Source organism: Vibrio sp. Isolate34, from assembly GCF_022397915.1.
In the GTDB taxonomy this organism is placed as follows: domain Bacteria; phylum Pseudomonadota; class Gammaproteobacteria; order Enterobacterales; family Vibrionaceae; genus Vibrio.
Window position 1 is genome coordinate 354,626 of the sequence record NZ_JAKEUO010000001.1, and the last position, 15,176, is coordinate 369,801.

The 15,176-nt window shown below is 44.8% G+C and carries 12 protein-coding genes and 19 tRNA genes; 24 read left to right on the plus strand and 7 right to left on the minus strand.

The genetic code is table 11. The annotated features are described in order from the left end of the window. Positions 1-61: 61 nt before the first annotated feature. From ushA to hemA, 7 genes are all read right to left on the minus strand, one after another. Entirely contained in the window at positions 62-1,723 is a 1,662-nt protein-coding gene (ushA, locus tag L1D22_RS01625; protein ID WP_239828495.1) for a bifunctional UDP-sugar hydrolase/5'-nucleotidase UshA, read from the minus strand. 477 nt (positions 1,724-2,200) lie between these two features. Then, positions 2,201-3,055, minus strand: coding sequence for a 3-deoxy-8-phosphooctulonate synthase (kdsA, locus tag L1D22_RS01630; RefSeq protein WP_174571129.1), 855 nt, complete (start codon positions 3,053-3,055; stop codon positions 2,201-2,203). 22 nt (positions 3,056-3,077) lie between these two features. After that, complete coding sequence (locus L1D22_RS01635; protein ID WP_239828496.1) at positions 3,078-3,887, minus strand: SirB1 family protein; 810 nt, start codon at positions 3,885-3,887, stop codon at positions 3,078-3,080. Positions 3,888-3,915: 28 nt separating this feature from the next. Further along, positions 3,916-4,299, minus strand: a complete 384-nt coding sequence (locus L1D22_RS01640; protein WP_009848726.1) for a SirB2 family protein — start codon at positions 4,297-4,299, stop codon at positions 3,916-3,918. A 225-nt stretch (positions 4,300-4,524) separates the two neighbouring features. Further along, positions 4,525-5,397, minus strand: coding sequence for a peptide chain release factor N(5)-glutamine methyltransferase (prmC, locus tag L1D22_RS01645; RefSeq protein ID WP_239828497.1), 873 nt, complete (start codon positions 5,395-5,397; stop codon positions 4,525-4,527). Positions 5,398-5,401: 4 nt separating this feature from the next. Further along, a complete protein-coding gene (gene prfA, locus L1D22_RS01650) occupies positions 5,402-6,490 on the minus strand; it encodes a peptide chain release factor 1 (RefSeq protein ID WP_017632898.1) in 1,089 nt (362 codons plus the stop codon). A 28-nt stretch (positions 6,491-6,518) separates the two neighbouring features. Next, the gene (gene hemA, locus L1D22_RS01655; protein WP_239828498.1) at positions 6,519-7,778 is read right to left on the minus strand and encodes a glutamyl-tRNA reductase; all 1,260 of its coding nucleotides are present in this window, start codon (positions 7,776-7,778) and stop codon (positions 6,519-6,521) included. Positions 7,779-7,938: 160 nt separating this feature from the next. Here hemA and lolB point away from each other — a divergent pair, with 160 nt between their 5' ends. The 24 genes from lolB to L1D22_RS01775 all read left to right on the plus strand — a co-directional run bounded on the left by lolB (position 7,939) and on the right by L1D22_RS01775 (position 15,121). After that, positions 7,939-8,586 carry a lipoprotein insertase outer membrane protein LolB gene (gene lolB / locus L1D22_RS01660; protein ID WP_239828499.1) on the plus strand — a complete coding sequence of 216 codons (648 nt, stop codon included), beginning with the start codon at positions 7,939-7,941 and terminating at the stop codon, positions 8,584-8,586. After that, positions 8,583-9,458, plus strand: a complete 876-nt coding sequence (gene ispE / locus L1D22_RS01665) for a 4-(cytidine 5'-diphospho)-2-C-methyl-D-erythritol kinase (RefSeq protein WP_239828500.1) — start codon at positions 8,583-8,585, stop codon at positions 9,456-9,458. Before lolB ends, ispE begins: the two co-directional genes overlap by 4 nt. A gap of 27 nt (positions 9,459-9,485) precedes the next feature. Further along, positions 9,486-10,430 carry a ribose-phosphate pyrophosphokinase gene (locus tag L1D22_RS01670; protein ID WP_239828501.1) on the plus strand — a complete coding sequence of 315 codons (945 nt, stop codon included), beginning with the start codon at positions 9,486-9,488 and terminating at the stop codon, positions 10,428-10,430. A gap of 208 nt (positions 10,431-10,638) precedes the next feature. Then, positions 10,639-11,229 (plus strand): aminoacyl-tRNA hydrolase, encoded by a 591-nt coding sequence (pth, locus tag L1D22_RS01675; RefSeq protein WP_004739815.1) that lies wholly within the window; start codon positions 10,639-10,641, stop codon positions 11,227-11,229. A gap of 10 nt (positions 11,230-11,239) precedes the next feature. Next, a complete protein-coding gene (ychF, locus tag L1D22_RS01680) occupies positions 11,240-12,331 on the plus strand; it encodes a redox-regulated ATPase YchF (protein ID WP_017632894.1) in 1,092 nt (363 codons plus the stop codon). Between the two features lie 280 nt (positions 12,332-12,611). Next, a tRNA-Met gene (locus tag L1D22_RS01685) sits at positions 12,612-12,688 on the plus strand. Positions 12,689-12,753: 65 nt separating this feature from the next. Next, positions 12,754-12,838, plus strand: a tRNA-Leu gene (locus tag L1D22_RS01690). A gap of 28 nt (positions 12,839-12,866) precedes the next feature. Next, positions 12,867-12,941: transfer RNA gene (locus L1D22_RS01695), tRNA-Gln, on the plus strand. A 77-nt stretch (positions 12,942-13,018) separates the two neighbouring features. Beyond that, positions 13,019-13,095, plus strand: a tRNA-Met gene (locus tag L1D22_RS01700). 71 nt (positions 13,096-13,166) lie between these two features. Next, positions 13,167-13,251 (plus strand) — tRNA-Leu (locus tag L1D22_RS01705). Positions 13,252-13,293: 42 nt separating this feature from the next. Further along, positions 13,294-13,368: transfer RNA gene (locus L1D22_RS01710), tRNA-Gln, on the plus strand. Between the two features lie 69 nt (positions 13,369-13,437). Beyond that, positions 13,438-13,522, plus strand: a tRNA-Leu gene (locus tag L1D22_RS01715). Positions 13,523-13,573: 51 nt separating this feature from the next. Next, positions 13,574-13,650: transfer RNA gene (locus L1D22_RS01720), tRNA-Met, on the plus strand. 55 nt (positions 13,651-13,705) lie between these two features. Further along, positions 13,706-13,790 (plus strand) — tRNA-Leu (locus tag L1D22_RS01725). Positions 13,791-13,832: 42 nt separating this feature from the next. Continuing rightward, a tRNA-Gln gene (locus L1D22_RS01730) sits at positions 13,833-13,907 on the plus strand. Between the two features lie 54 nt (positions 13,908-13,961). Next, positions 13,962-14,046, plus strand: a tRNA-Leu gene (locus L1D22_RS01735). Between the two features lie 42 nt (positions 14,047-14,088). Further along, positions 14,089-14,163: transfer RNA gene (locus L1D22_RS01740), tRNA-Gln, on the plus strand. Positions 14,164-14,232: 69 nt separating this feature from the next. Further along, positions 14,233-14,317, plus strand: a tRNA-Leu gene (locus L1D22_RS01745). A gap of 42 nt (positions 14,318-14,359) precedes the next feature. Next, a tRNA-Gln gene (locus L1D22_RS01750) sits at positions 14,360-14,434 on the plus strand. A gap of 81 nt (positions 14,435-14,515) precedes the next feature. After that, positions 14,516-14,600 (plus strand) — tRNA-Leu (locus L1D22_RS01755). Between the two features lie 42 nt (positions 14,601-14,642). Next, positions 14,643-14,717, plus strand: a tRNA-Gln gene (locus tag L1D22_RS01760). 48 nt (positions 14,718-14,765) lie between these two features. Then, a tRNA-Leu gene (locus tag L1D22_RS01765) sits at positions 14,766-14,850 on the plus strand. A 42-nt stretch (positions 14,851-14,892) separates the two neighbouring features. Continuing rightward, positions 14,893-14,967 (plus strand) — tRNA-Gln (locus L1D22_RS01770). A gap of 69 nt (positions 14,968-15,036) precedes the next feature. Then, positions 15,037-15,121: transfer RNA gene (locus L1D22_RS01775), tRNA-Leu, on the plus strand. Positions 15,122-15,176 lie beyond the last annotated feature (55 nt).

Here is a 15,176-nt window from a genome sequence, read left to right on the forward strand (position 1 = left end):
TTTATCATGGTGCTAGAGTCAATCTAATTCAGCACCTAGTGATTAAATTTATTGGGTTCAATTACTTGTAAACCATTTGACCAGACGGTGCGTACTTGTTCACGTCTACTGGGCTGTTTGCTTCTAGGTACTCTTTCAGTACTTCTGCATCAACAAAACCAGTGTTTACGTAACCAGGGTGGTCAGACAGTTTAGGGTAACCGTCACCACCAGCAGCGTTAAAGCTTGGTACTGTGAAGCGGTATGTTTCGTCTAAACGAAGTTGCTTGCCACCGATGAATACATTCGATACTTCACCGTTTGCTACTGTCATTGAGATGCCAGCAAATTGTGCATAAGCACCAGAATCGATTGGTTTGGTCGCAACGACATTTAGGTAATCTAGAACTTCTTTACCCGTCATGTCGGTGTAAGTCAGGATATTTGCAAAAGGTTGAACCTTCAGTACATCTTTGTAAGTTACATCACCGGCTTCAATTGAATCACGTACACCACCCGAGTTCATCACAGCGAAGTCTGCTTTTGCGCGCTCCATGTGAGAAGTCGCAATTAAACGACCTAGGTTAGTCTGTTGGAAACGAACAACGTTACGGTCACCTTCAAGCTTGCCATTAGTTTCAGCAATTTGAACTTCTAGCTGTGCTTGGCCTTGCTCTTGGAAAGGACGTAGGAACTCAAGTAGTTCTGGGTCTTGTGCGATTTCATCTTGAATAAAGACACGCTGTTTCTTACCGTCAATCTTAACTTTTTTCTTAAGGTTAACTGGAATAAGATTGTAGCTCACCATTTCTAGCTCGCCATTGCGGAATTCGTAGTCAGCACGGCCTACGTATTTGCCCCACTCGTGAGCTTGAACGATGTAAGTACCGTTTTGAAGGTCAGGCTTACACTCATCACCCGGTGTGAAGTTTTTCTTCGCAACGTTAGGGCCTTCCATACAAACAGGCTCTTGAGAGTGACCACCAACGATCATGTCTAGGTCACCTTCATCTAGGTAACGAGCTAATGCCACATCACCCGGTGCGTTAACGCCACGCTGACCATTTTCGTAGTGGCCCATGTGAGTCACTGCGAAGATAAGATCTGGTTTTTCTGTTTCTTGAAGTTCGGCGATCAGTTGCTTCGCTTCTTCTTTAGGGTCACGGAAGTCGATACCAGCAATGAACTCAGGGTTACCAATCTTTTGGGTATCTTCAGTTGTTAAACCAATAACCGCAATCTTAATACCTTGCTTTTCGAACATCTCGTAAGCTTGGAACTTGCGCTCACCTGTCGCTTTATCATAGATGTTTGCAGACAGCATTGGGAAGTTAGCCCAATCGATCTGCTTTTGTAGTACGTCTAGTGAGTTATCAAACTCGTGGTTACCCAATGCCATTGCATCGTAACCAATCTTGTTCATACCTTTAAAATCAGGTTCAGCATCCTGAAGATCTGACTCTGGCACACCTGTGTTGATGTCACCACCAGATAGAAGCAACACGCTACCGCCTTCTGCTTCAACTTCTGAACGAAGTTGGTCAACTAGCGTTTTACGCGCAGACATGCCGTATTCGCCGTATTTATTCTGCCAGAAACGACCATGGTTATCGTTTGTGTGAAGAATCGTTAGCTTGTAAGTTTCGTCTTGGTTCCAATCATGAGCTGATTGAGACGCACACCCAGCTAGAGTAGCTAGGATTGCAGCACTTAGTGCTGTCTTTAGAATAAGGCGTTGCTTCATTGTCATACCTTTGAGCTTTTTAGGGGAATCCACTGCTTTTTTATGCCTATTGCGACCCCTTATCTGGAGTTCGAACAATAAGACTTCAACATGACTTATCTTAAATTAACATCCCAGATGTAACACGACGATTTCATATTTATGTCGAATTGGTCACGCATAGTTCCGCTGTCAAGTGTAACAAAATTATGAGATTGCACTCAAACTTCCCCTGCATCACAGGCAATCGTTTACCTATAAAGTGTGATAAACATCAGTAATTTACTGCAAACAGGACAGACCTCACACACTTATACCTGCTTCTTAGATAACTAGGGGCTTTGTTAACAACCCTTTAATCAACTATCGACACATTAGTGTTTCGTGAAAACAAAAACGCCCAACTCAAAAGAGCTAGGCGTTTACATATCAATGGCTGTTAGTAGCGTTCTTAACGACCCAGCATTGATTATGCCGATAATGTGCTACTAGCTAATGCTATTTAATATCGATGTGCTCGAAGCCTTTGATAAGATCATCAAGTGCTTTCATCTGCTTCAAGAACGGCTCTAGTTTATCTAGAGGCAGTGCAGATGGGCCGTCACAACGAGCTTGATCTGGATTAGGGTGAGCTTCGATAAACAGACCCGCAATACCTGTCGCAAGACCCGCTTTCGCAAGTTCAACCGTTTGCTCACGACGACCGCCAGATGCAGCACCTGAAGGGTCGCGCATTTGTAGAGAGTGCGTCACGTCGAAGATGATTGGGCTGCCGTTTGAAGACTTCTTCATAACGCCAAAACCAAGCATATCCACAACAAGGTTGTCGTAACCCATACAAGCGCCACGCTCACATAGGATGATCTTGTCGTTGCCACACTCAGCAAACTTATCAACGATGTTGCCAACTTGATTCGGGCTCATGAACTGAGGCTTCTTCACGTTGATTACAGCGCCAGTCTTCGCCATCGCTTCAACTAGGTCAGTTTGACGAGCTAGGAACGCTGGAAGCTGAATAACATCAACCACATCTGCCACGGGCTGAGCTTGTGCTTCAGTGTGAACATCAGTGATGATCTTCACGCCGAATGTGTCTTTTAGCTCTTGGAAGATTTTAAGACCTTCTTCCATACCTGGACCACGGTACGAGTGAACAGAGCTGCGGTTCGCTTTATCGAAAGACGCCTTAAATACATAAGGGATACCCAGCTTCTCTGTTACTTTCACATAGTGCTCACAGATCTGCATTGCTAGATCGCGAGATTCAAGAACGTTCATGCCTGCAAATAGCGTAAATGGCTTGTCGTTAGCAATTGGCATGTCGCCAATGTGAACTGTTTTCTGTTCCATCATATTCTCTCTAAATAATTATTAATTAGTGAACGACCACGGTCTTTTCGTTCATGACGTTCACTTGAGATTTCAGTAACTCAGATGCAGGGTCATCTGGGCATTGGTCGATAAAATATTGATAATCCGTTGCTGCTACTTGGTGGCAGTCTAGCTGTTGATAGATAAAGCCACGATCGCGGATTTCATACGGGTCATCCGGTACAAACGTTAATGCAAGGTCAGTACATTTCAATGCAAGCGTATAGCGCTCTTCCCTTAGCAGTGCGCTCTTAAGCAATGCTAGCCACTTACCAATAATAGTTGGGTGGTCGGCCACTTCTAAATGCTCCGCTTTAAGCTTAGCTAATGGACCATCATGTCCAATCAGCCATGCACGCAAGGTTTGCTCGCCAACATACTCACCGTTGTAAGGGTTAATATAGACAGCAGCTTGCCCGTACCAGCTCACTTTAAGTAAGAACTGAGTTGGGAAAGAGACACCTTCTACAGGAAAGCCTAGCTTGCGACCTAGAAAAAGAAAGATCGAGCCAAGGCTTACTGGAATACCTTTCTTTCTCTCTAGCACTTTATCAATGAATGCGTTTTCTGAAGAGAAGTACGCCTCTTTATCGCCAGCGAAGCCCCACTCGTAGAAGAATAGTCGAATAAAAGACTCAAACTTCTGCTGTTCGTCGGTTTCATGAACCAAAGCAAACTCAGCTTCTTTAAACAATCTTGCCAGCTCTTGCTCAGCCCAACTGTCTTGAGTTTCTGGGTTAATCGCTTTATTTAAGATCAATGCACCTTCAGCTAATTCTAGCTGGTCAAAGTCTTCATCAAAAAATTCGTACATAGATAGTTAACCGAAAATAAGGAGATAATTAACCGAAAAATGTTGGTGTCTTCGTCATTGCGATTTTGCCAGCCATTGCTAACCAGCCAAGAGCACCGAAGAAAGAGAAAACTCTCAATAGCTTGTTCTTACCTAGCTTAAGCGCAAAGAAGCCCAATGCGATGTAAGCCATAACACAGGTTAGTTTTTCGGTTAACCATGGTGCTGCAGGTGTAAATGGAATAAAGCCAGTGATAAAAATCAAACCAATACCCGATAGCAGTAGCAACGAGTCATTGATATGAGGAAAACGCTGCAAGAAAGGATGCTTAAGCTTCGGAGAGTTAGCCATCATAAGAGCGAAACGAATCGAAAGCAGCAGTGCGCTTATCGCAATCGTTAGTAAGTGAAAATGTTTCAAACCTTCGTACATGGTATTCCTTTATATTTTTATATGTGCTTTCGTTAACACGAGCCACACAATACCCGTTAATGCTCTGTATTTCTGCGTTAATTCTCTGTATTTCTACGTTAATTGCATTATCGAGTGAAATGTATTGTCGAGTTAAAGGTATAAATTCAGCAAGTTCATCATCTATTGCTCACAAGACGATTAACCGCAGCCGATGGACAGTCACTATCTATGAGCAGTCACGACCTATGAACAGTAACGACCCAATGTCACTCGGTCATTACCACCGTAATCTTTCTCTGTGACAACGTCGAGATAACCGAGCGCCTGCATTATCTCACGTACCGCCAAACCTTGGTTGTAGCCATGTTCAAACGCCAACCAGCCTTCATTTTCCAAAAAGCCACGTGCATTTTCAGAGATGTATCGAATGTCAGCCAGTCCTTTCTCTTCAGCAACCAATGCGGTAATTGGCTCAAACCGCACATCCCCTTGAGATAAATGAGGGTCATCTTTCTCAATATAAGGTGGGTTAGAGACGATTAAAGAGAACTTGGTACCGTTGCTATCAGAAGCCAGCTCACTTAAAGGCTCAAACCAACTGCCATGTAAAAACGTAGCGTTGGTGATGTTTAAGCGCTTCGCATTTTCTGCCGCAAGCTCTTGAGCTTCAGGACGCAGATCAATACCCGTCACAGGGCGATTTGGCATTTCAGACGCCAGCGCCAATGCGATCGCACCTGTACCCGTCCCCAAATCTAGAATCGCACCTTGTTTGCCATAGGTTTTATCCAAAGCCACTTCAACCAAACGTTCAGTGTCTGGACGAGGGATTAAAGTAGAACGAGAAACTTTTAACGGCAATGACCAAAACTCACGTTCACCAACAATGTAAGCCACTGGCTCACCGGTTAAACGACGTTTTAGCAGGATATTGAATTCAGATTCTTGTTCTGAGGTGAGGTGCTTCTCAGGCCAAGTAAGTAGGTAAGATCTTGGTTTGTCTAAGGCGTGACATAGCAGTACCGCAGCATCAATCGAGGGCGATGTGTTATCGCCCTCTTGTAGCTGCACGATTGCTGCTTTTAATGCACTTTCAACCGTATAAGCAGACTGCATATCGTTAGTTATTTTCTGCCAATGCTGCAAGTTGGTCAGCTTGGTGTTCTTGTAGAACAGGATCAAGCAGACTTTGCATATCACCTTCTAGAACTTCGTTCAGACGGTAGATAGTTAAGTTAATGCGGTGGTCAGAAACACGGCCTTGAGGGTAGTTGTACGTACGGATACGGTCACTACGGTCACCAGAACCGAGTAGGTTACGACGCGTGTCAGAGATTGCTGCCGCACGGCGCTCTTCTTCCGCTTGAACGATACGAGCCGCAAGAACCGCCATCGCTTTCGCTTTGTTTTTATGCTGAGAACGCTCGTCTTGACACTCTACTACCGTACCTGTTGGTAAGTGAGTAATACGGATTGCTGAATCCGTGGTGTTAACGTGCTGACCACCCGCGCCTGATGCACGGAAGGTATCAATCTTAAGATCGCCTGCTTTGATTTCTGGAAGATCCGCTTCTGGAATCTCAGGCATAACAGCAACAGTACATGCAGATGTGTGAACACGGCCTTGAGACTCTGTTTCAGGCACACGTTGTACACGGTGACCACCTGATTCAAACTTCATTGTGCCGTAAACACTGTCGCCACTGATCTTAGCGATCATCTCTTTGTAACCGCCTTGTTCTGAGTCATTGCTGCTCATTACTTCAACGCGCCAGCCTTTCTTCTCTGCAAACTTAGAGTACATACGGAAAAGGTTACCAGCAAAGATACCTGCTTCATCACCCCCCGCACCTGCACGGATTTCTAGGAAACAGTTACGCTCATCATTTGGATCTTTTGGAATAAGAAGAATCTGTAGCTCATCAGTCAGACGCTCAATCGCTGCTTTTGCGTCTTTGATTTCATCTTGAGCCATTTCACGCATTTCTGCGTCGTCTTCGTTTGCCATCTCTTCAGCAGCTTCTAGATCTTCTTTAGCTTGCTGATATGACTGGAAGCAAGCTGTCACTTCTTCAAGTTGAGAGTACTCTTTTGAAAGTGCACGGAATTTGTCTTGATTCCCGATTACATCTGGATCACCAAGTAGATGTTGAACTTCTTCATAGCGTTCAACAAGTGTTTCAAGCTTTACTAGAATCGAGGCTTTCATAATGTCTTATCTTGTTGGAGGTCTAATATTATTGAGGGTTTTCTAGGCCCAAACTCTGTCTAATGACCATTAATTTTGCAGGTTCTCCTTGCTCAGCTGCACTTTGAAGTGCGCGCGTTGGAGCATGGATCAATTTGTTTGTGAGCTTATTGCTGAGCTCGAGTAAAACTTTTTCAGGGTCACCGCCAGCGGCAAGTGATTGTAAACTTTTACTTAATAATTCTTCGCGGATTTCGTTAGCCGATTTACGGTAATCTCGAATACTGTCTACCGCTTGCAGTGAGCGCATCCAACTCATGAACGCGGCACTTTCTTCACTGACGATCGCTTCAGCTTGAATCGCTTCCACTTTACGTTGCTCTATATTGCCATCAACAATCGACTGCAAATCATCCACTGAATAAAGGTAGGCATCGTTCAGATCGCCAACCTGCGATTCAACATCACGAGGAACGGCAATATCAACCAATAGCATCGGCTGATGCTTTCTTCTTTTGAGCGCACTCTCAACCATACCCTTACCGATAATAGGTAACGGACTTGCGGTTGAGCTGATCACGATGTCCGCTCGGTGCAGATGATCAGGGATCTCATTCAAACTGATCACTTCAGCACCAAACTCTTCTGCTAGCCCTAAAGCACGCTCTCTAGTTCGGTTCGCCACTATCATTTTTGTACAGCCATTCGCCGAAAGGTGCTTAGCCACCAGTTCAATGGTTTCACCCGCACCAACCAGTAACACGGTTGAATCGGCGATGGATTCAAAAATATGCTTGGCTAAGGTACAGGCTGCGTAAGCAACAGAAACCGCGCTTCCGCCGATTTCAGTTTCAGTTCGAACACGCTTCGCAACAGAAAATGATTTCTGGAATAACTTTTCCATTGAAGCATCAACGGATTTGTTCTCTCTCGAGTCCGTATACGCTTGCTTCACCTGACCTAAGATCTGCGGTTCACCCAAGACTAAAGAATCCAAACCACAAGCAACGCGCATTAAGTGTTTTATCGCAGCTTGCTCTTCATGGATATAAAGGCTTGGCTTTAGCTCTTCAGGGCTAACTTGATGGAAAACCGACAACCAATCGATGAGTTTGTTTTTAGCCACGCCTTTAACGTCGCAATACACTTCAGTTCGATTACAGGTAGAAAGTATGACACTTCCATTCACGTGTGCATTTGCGTTAAGTTGCTTGAGTGCCTCAGATAATTTATCTGGACCAAAAGCGACTTTTTCTCGCAATTCAACCGACGCTGTATTGTGATTGATACCTACGGCAAGCAAAGACATGTATCAGAAGTTCTCGATCAGGGAATGGAAACAAGGGGCGAATTTTACTTGATGCATGGCTCTATTTAAAGAGCAAGCGGGATTTGTTTTCCTGAGTTCGTGAATTCAATGCTATAGTTGAAGCGTTTTTTAGATAAATTTGAACAAGTTGTGAGCAAATATGAGCAAACTTCGTAGAATCACGTCTCTTATTTTTATGACCATAATTATGGTGGGTTGCTCGTCTATACCTGAACAACCGACCAGTGTTGAGTGGCAAAGTCACCAAAACCGACTTCTACAGATAGAAAACTACCAAGCCTCGGGCAAGCTCGCCTACATTTCTCCCGAGCAGCGCCAAAGCCTAAACTTCATTTGGAAGCATTCACCAAACCAAAGTCAATTGAGGCTCACGACATTCCTCGGTCAAACCGCATTGAACCTGACTATAGATCCGTCGGGGGCCAAAGTAGTGACCTATGACGACCAAGTATTTACTCACGCAAGTGCCTCTGCATTGGTTGAGCAACTGACAGGTTTGCAGATCCCTATTGATCACCTGCCCCAATGGTTCCTTGGCATTCCAGACCAAGCTGACAGCTACCAATTAAATACATCCAACACGCTTGAGTCTCTAACCAAACAAGTCAGCAGCCAGCTATGGACACTGAACTTCGCTAATTATCGAAATACTGAGATGCCGAGTAAGCAGCTATCAGATGAAGGCAACACGAATGTAGAAAGCATCCCCCTCCCTACTCGATTGTCATTCAAGCAAGACGATAACAAAATCAACATTGTAGTTTCGAAGTGGATACTGAAAAAATGATAACAACGCCAACGCATTGGCCTTCTCCGGCTAAACTGAATCTATTTCTTTACATCACAGGTCGACGTGACAACGGCTATCACGAGCTTCAAACCTTGTTTCAGTTTGTCGATTTTGGCGATGAACTGACGATCACGGCACATAAAGAAACGAACTCAGTTACCATCACACCGGAAATCCCAGGCATTACGACCGAAGACAACCTGATTTGGAAAGCCGCAACCGCCCTTCAACAATATACATCGACTTCTTTCGGTGCCGATATTGAACTAAAGAAAGTACTTCCGATGGGAGGTGGCATTGGTGGAGGCTCTTCAAATGCCGCAACCGTATTGGTCGCACTAAACTATCTATGGCAACTCAACCTGTCTGATGATCAACTCGCAGAGATCGGATTGAAACTTGGCGCTGACGTTCCTGTGTTCGTTCGAGGCCATGCAGCCTTTGCGGAAGGAGTTGGAGAACAGCTTCAGCCAGCTAATCCGGATGAAAAATGGTATCTTGTTGTTAAGCCTCAAGTGAGCATAGCAACTGTAGACATATTCACACATCCAGAATTAACTCGAAATACGCCGAAGCGAGCGCTATCAACGCTTCTAGAGCAAGAATACGTAAACGATTGCGAAAAAATTGTGCGAATGCTGTACCCAGAGGTTGATAAGCAACTTTCATGGCTGCTACAATACGCGCCGTCGAGATTGACTGGCACTGGTTCATGCGTTTTTGCTGAATTTAGCAGCAAAAAAGAAGCCGAATTGGTGTTGGAACAACTGCCTGACACAGTTTCCGCTTTTGTAGCGAAAGGACGAAACATTTCTCCTTTAAAAGAAACTTTTGCTGAATACCACTCAGCCCACCCACAATCTATTTAAAACTGGACGCAACCCGAGGTTTCCACCGTGCCTGATATGAAGCTATTTGCTGGTAACGCAACACCTGAACTAGCCCAACGTATTGCTGATCGTCTATACATCTCTCTTGGCGATGCTACTGTAGACCGTTTTTCTGATGGCGAAGTCGCTGTTCAAATCAATGAAAACGTTCGTGGTAGCGATGTATTCCTGATTCAATCAACTTGTGCACCAACCAATGACAACCTAATGGAATTGGTGGTAATGATTGACGCAATGCGCCGTGCTTCTGCTGGCCGTATTACTGCTGTAATCCCTTACTTCGGTTATGCCCGTCAAGATCGTCGTGTACGTTCTGCTCGTGTGCCAATTACTGCAAAAGTTGTTGCAGATTTCCTTTCTAACGTTGGCGTTGACCGCGTTTTGACTATCGACCTACACGCAGAGCAAATCCAAGGCTTCTTCGATGTACCTGTTGATAACATTTTCGGTACTCCAGTTCTTCTAGAAGACATGGCGAACCGTGGCCTAGATAACCCAGTTGTGGTTTCTCCAGACCTTGGTGGTGTTGTACGTGCTCGTGCTACTGCTAAAGCGCTAGGTGATGTTGACATCGCTATCGTTGATAAGCGTCGTCCACGTGCTAACGTTTCTGAAGTAATGAACCTAATCGGTGATGTTGAAGGCCGTGACTGTGTTATCGTTGATGACATGATCGATACGGGTGGCACACTATGTAAAGCAGCTGAAGCGCTAAAAGAGCGCGGTGCTAAGCGTGTATTCGCTTACGCAACTCACGCTGTTTTCTCTGGTACTGCTGCGAACAACATCAAGAACTCAGTTCTAGACCAAGTTATCGTAACGGATTCTATCTCTCTATCTCCAGAGATGGCTGCGACAGGTAAAGTAACAACACTTAGCCTTTCTCGCATGCTTGCTGAAGCGATTCGTCGTATCAGCAACGAAGAATCAATCTCAGCGATGTTCAACTAATCAAAGTTATTTAGCTTTGTTTTAGAAACACGTTAGAGAAAGACATTAAGCACTTCATTCAATGAAGTGCTTTTTTTATGTCTGAGTGATATCGCACAGCTAATTATCACAATCAGGAATAATCGTGTTGCTATCAGCTAGCTCGCACCTTTTTCATAAACTGTGATATCATACGGCGCTTTTTGAAATCCCAAGAGAGATCCATACCTTGAGCCAACAAATAAAACTTCTCGTTGGACTGGCTAATCCAGGTCCAGAATACGCCAAAACTCGCCACAATGCGGGTGCTTGGGTAGTTGAAGAATTAGCACGTGTACACAACGTGACACTAAAGAACGAACCAAAGTTCTTTGGCCTTACGGGTCGTATCATGGTTCATGGTGAAGATCTTCGATTGCTGATCCCAACAACTTTTATGAACTTATCAGGCAAAGCAGTTGCAGCTCTGGCAAAGTTCTACCAAATTAAACCAGAAGAGATCATGGTTGCTCATGATGAGTTAGACCTTCCTCCTGGTATTGGAAAGTTTAAAAAAGGTGGTGGTCACGGCGGACACAACGGTCTGAAAGACATCATCAGCAAACAGGGTAACAATAAAGAATTCTATCGTCTTAGATTAGGCATTGGCCATCCAGGACACAAAGATAAAGTTGCAGGTTATGTATTAGGCAAAGCTCCACAAAAAGAGCAAGAGTGTATCGAGGCCGTCGTTGACGAATCGGTTCGCAGCCTAGACATCTTATTAAAAGATGGCCTACCAAAAGCACAAAATCGCTTACATACGTTCAAAGCAGAATAAGGTTTATATCATGGGTTTTAAATGTGGCATCGTTGGTCTACCAAACGTTGGTAAGTCAACTCTGTTTAACGCACTGACTAAAGCAGGCATCGAAGCAGCAAACTTTCCATTTTGTACGATCGAACCAAACACAGGTATCGTTCCGGTTCCAGATCTACGCTTAGATGCATTAGCAAAAATTGTTAATCCACAGAAGATCCTTCCAACAACAATGGAATTCGTAGATATCGCAGGCCTAGTGGCTGGCGCATCTAAAGGTGAAGGTCTTGGTAACAAATTCCTAGCTAACATCCGTGAAACTGACGCTATCGGTCACGTTGTACGCTGCTTTGAAAATGAAAACATCGTTCACGTTTCTGGCAAAGTATCTCCAATCGAAGATATCGAAGTGATCAACCTTGAACTTGCACTGGCTGACTTAGACAGCTGTGAGCGTGCAATTCAACGTAACGCTAAGAAAGCAAAAGGCGGCGACAAAGACGCTAAGTTCGAAATCACTGTACTAGAAAAGCTACTACCAGTTCTGACTGAAGGTGGTATGGCGCGTACTGTTGAACTAGGCAAAGAAGAAGCGGCAGCAATCGGCTACCTAAACTTCCTAACGCTGAAACCAACAATGTACATCGCAAACGTTGCTGAAGATGGTTTTGAAAACAACCCTTACCTAGACGCTGTTCGTGAATACGCAGAAAAAGAAAACAACGTTGTTGTTGCTGTTTGTGCGGCTATCGAATCTGAGCTTTCTGAGCTTGATGACGAAGATCGCGAAGAGTTCCTAGCAGACATGGGTATCGAAGAACCAGGCCTTAACCGAGTGATCCGCTCTGGTTACGAACTACTGACTCTTCAAACTTACTTCACAGCTGGCGTTAAAGAAGTTCGCGCATGGACAATTCCTGTAGGTGCAACAGCGCCACAAGCTGCTGGTAAGATCCACACTGACTTCGAAAAAGGCTTCATCCGAGCTGAAGTTGTCGGTTTTGATCACTTCATCGAATTTAACGGTGAGAGCGGTGCAAAAGATGCAGGTAAATGGCGTCTTGAAGGCAAAGAATACATCGTAAAAGATGGCGACGTTGTTCACTTCCGTTTCAACGTATAATTGTTGATTTAACATCAAATAAAAGGCCAGTGAATTCACTGGCCTTTTTGTTTTTACCCTTTCGAAATAGTCCTGCATCAGAAAGTTAACTTCCTATATATATCGCCTTTTTGACCTGTTTTTTGCCGACAAATACGCCTCTTTGCCTAAAAAGAAACCGAACAGATGTTTATTCGCGATTTATTCAAAAAAAAAGTTGACGGGTTTCACTCAACTCCGCATAATGCGCCCCGTTCACAGCGAAGCGGCAACGTTTCAAAATGAACAACAATATGGAAATGGCTACTTAGCTCAGTTGGTTAGAGCACATCACTCATAATGATGGGGTCGCAGGTTCAAATCCCGCAGTAGCCACCATTTCCTAAGCACTCTATTTGATATTAAAGTTTGTCTTTAGTAACAAAGAGTTTTTAGGAAATAACGCGGTCGTGGCGGAATTGGTAGACGCACCAGATTTAGGTTCTGGCGCCGAGAGGTGTGAGAGTTCAAGTCTCTCCGACCGCACCATATTGAGATGTCTTCAAGACATCATTGTTGGGCTATCGCCAAGCGGTAAGGCACCGGCTTTTGATGCCGGCATTCCCTGGTTCGAATCCAGGTAGCCCAGCCACAATTTAAAGTGTAATTATCTTTAAAAAGATAATGGCATTGAAAGCAAGATTATATTATATTGTCTCGCTCTCAGATGGCTACTTAGCTCAGTTGGTTAGAGCACATCACTCATAATGATGGGGTCGCAGGTTCAAATCCCGCAGTAGCCACCATTCTTTCTTCGAGAAAGAAAAGACAACGTTGTATTGAATCACCAATATTCAGTATGACTAAAAGATTTGCTGCGGTCGTGGCGGAATTGGTAGACGCACCAGATTTAGGTTCTGGCGCCGAGAGGTGTGAGAGTTCAAGTCTCTCCGACCGCACCATTATTTAGAATGTGTYTCTTTTAGTAGATGACCATTCATTGTTGGGCTATCGCCAAGCGGTAAGGCACCGGCTTTTGATGCCGGCATTCCCTGGTTCGAATCCAGGTAGCCCAGCCACATACAACGTTACTTAGACAAACCATAAGTCTTCTTAACTATACTCTTCGCTAGAGTAAAAGCTTTGCTGCGGTCGTGGCGGAATTGGTAGACGCACCAGATTTAGGTTCTGGCGCCGAGAGGTGTGAGAGTTCAAGTCTCTCCGACCGCACCATTATTTCTCTTTCATTAGAGAACAAATAGTAAATCTATTAGATTTATTATTGGCTACTTAGCTCAGTTGGTTAGAGCACATCACTCATAATGATGGGGTCGCAGGTTCAAATCCCGCAGTAGCCACCACTTATACAACGTCTTATTGAATCACCAATATTCGATATGACTATAAAGATTTGCTGCGGTCGTGGCGGAATTGGTAGACGCACCAGATTTAGGTTCTGGCGCCGAGAGGTGTGAGAGTTCAAGTCTCTCCGACCGCACCATTATTTAGAATGCGTTTCTTTTAGTAGATGACCATTCATTGTTGGGCTATCGCCAAGCGGTAAGGCACCGGCTTTTGATGCCGGCATTCCCTGGTTCGAATCCAGGTAGCCCAGCCACATACAACGTTACTTAGANATCACCAATATTCAGTATGACTATAAAGATTTGCTGCGGTCGTGGCGGAATTGGTAGACGCACCAGATTTAGGTTCTGGCGCCGAGAGGTGTGAGAGTTCAAGTCTCTCCGACCGCACCATTATTTAGAATGCGTTTCTTTTAGTAGATGACCATTCATTGTTGGGCTATCGCCAAGCGGTAAGGCACCGGCTTTTGATGCCGGCATTCCCTGGTTCGAATCCAGGTAGCCCAGCCACATACAACGTTATTTAGACAAACCATAAGTCTTCTTAACTATACTCTTCGCTAGAGTAAAAGCTTTGCTGCGGTCGTGGCGGAATTGGTAGACGCACCAGATTTAGGTTCTGGCGCCGAGAGGTGTGAGAGTTCAAGTCTCTCCGACCGCACCATTATTTAGAATGTGTTTCTTTTAATAGATGACCATTCATTGTTGGGCTATCGCCAAGCGGTAAGGCACCGGCTTTTGATGCCGGCATTCCCTGGTTCGAATCCAGGTAGCCCAGCCACTATTTATAACTCCTTGCAAAAGCAAAGAGCACAACGTCTTATTGAATCACCAATATTCAGTATGACTATAAAGATTTGCTGCGGTCGTGGCGGAATTGGTAGACGCACCAGATTTAGGTTCTGGCGCCGAGAGGTGTGAGAGTTCAAGTCTCTCCGACCGCACCATTATTTAGAATGCGTTTCTTTTAGTAGATGACCATTCATTGTTGGGCTATCGCCAAGCGGTAAGGCACCGGCTTTTGATGCCGGCATTCCCTGGTTCGAATCCAGGTAGCCCAGCCACATACAACGTTANATCACCAATATTCAGTATGACTATAAAGATTTGCTGCGGTCGTGGCGGAATTGGTAGACGCACCAGATTTAGGTTCTGGCGCCGAGAGGTGTGAGAGTTCAAGTCTCTCCGACCGCACCATTATTTAGAATGCGTTTCTTTTAGTAGATGACCATTCATTGTTGGGCTATCGCCAAGCGGTAAGGCACCGGCTTTTGATGCCGGCATTCCCTGGTTCGAATCCAGGTAGCCCAGCCACATACAACGTTACTTAGACAAACCATAAGTCTTTTTAACTATACTCTTCGCTAGAGTAAAAGCTTTGCTGCGGTCGTGGCGGAATTGGTAGACGCACCAGATTTAGGTTCTGGCGCCGAGAGGTGTGAGAGTTCAAGTCTCTCCGACCGCACCATCATTGAATGAAACCCAGCTTTTTAGCTGGGTTTTGTTTTATCTGGAATATGTAG

Coding starts and splice junctions, on each gene's coding strand:
- ushA (WP_239828495.1), bottom strand. CDS start 1,723: ATGAAGCAACGCCTTATTCTAAAGACAGCACTAAGTGCTGCAATCCTA.
- kdsA (WP_174571129.1), bottom strand. CDS start 3,055: ATGATGGAACAGAAAACAGTTCACATTGGCGACATGCCAATTGCTAAC.
- L1D22_RS01635 (WP_239828496.1), bottom strand. CDS start 3,887: ATGTACGAATTTTTTGATGAAGACTTTGACCAGCTAGAATTAGCTGAA.
- L1D22_RS01640 (WP_009848726.1), bottom strand. CDS start 4,299: ATGTACGAAGGTTTGAAACATTTTCACTTACTAACGATTGCGATAAGC.
- prmC (WP_239828497.1), bottom strand. CDS start 5,397: ATGCAGTCTGCTTATACGGTTGAAAGTGCATTAAAAGCAGCAATCGTG.
- prfA (WP_017632898.1), bottom strand. CDS start 6,490: ATGAAAGCCTCGATTCTAGTAAAGCTTGAAACACTTGTTGAACGCTAT.
- hemA (WP_239828498.1), bottom strand. CDS start 7,778: ATGTCTTTGCTTGCCGTAGGTATCAATCACAATACAGCGTCGGTTGAA.
- lolB (WP_239828499.1), top strand. CDS start 7,939: ATGAGCAAACTTCGTAGAATCACGTCTCTTATTTTTATGACCATAATT.
- ispE (WP_239828500.1), top strand. CDS start 8,583: ATGATAACAACGCCAACGCATTGGCCTTCTCCGGCTAAACTGAATCTA.
- ychF (WP_017632894.1), top strand. CDS start 11,240: ATGGGTTTTAAATGTGGCATCGTTGGTCTACCAAACGTTGGTAAGTCA.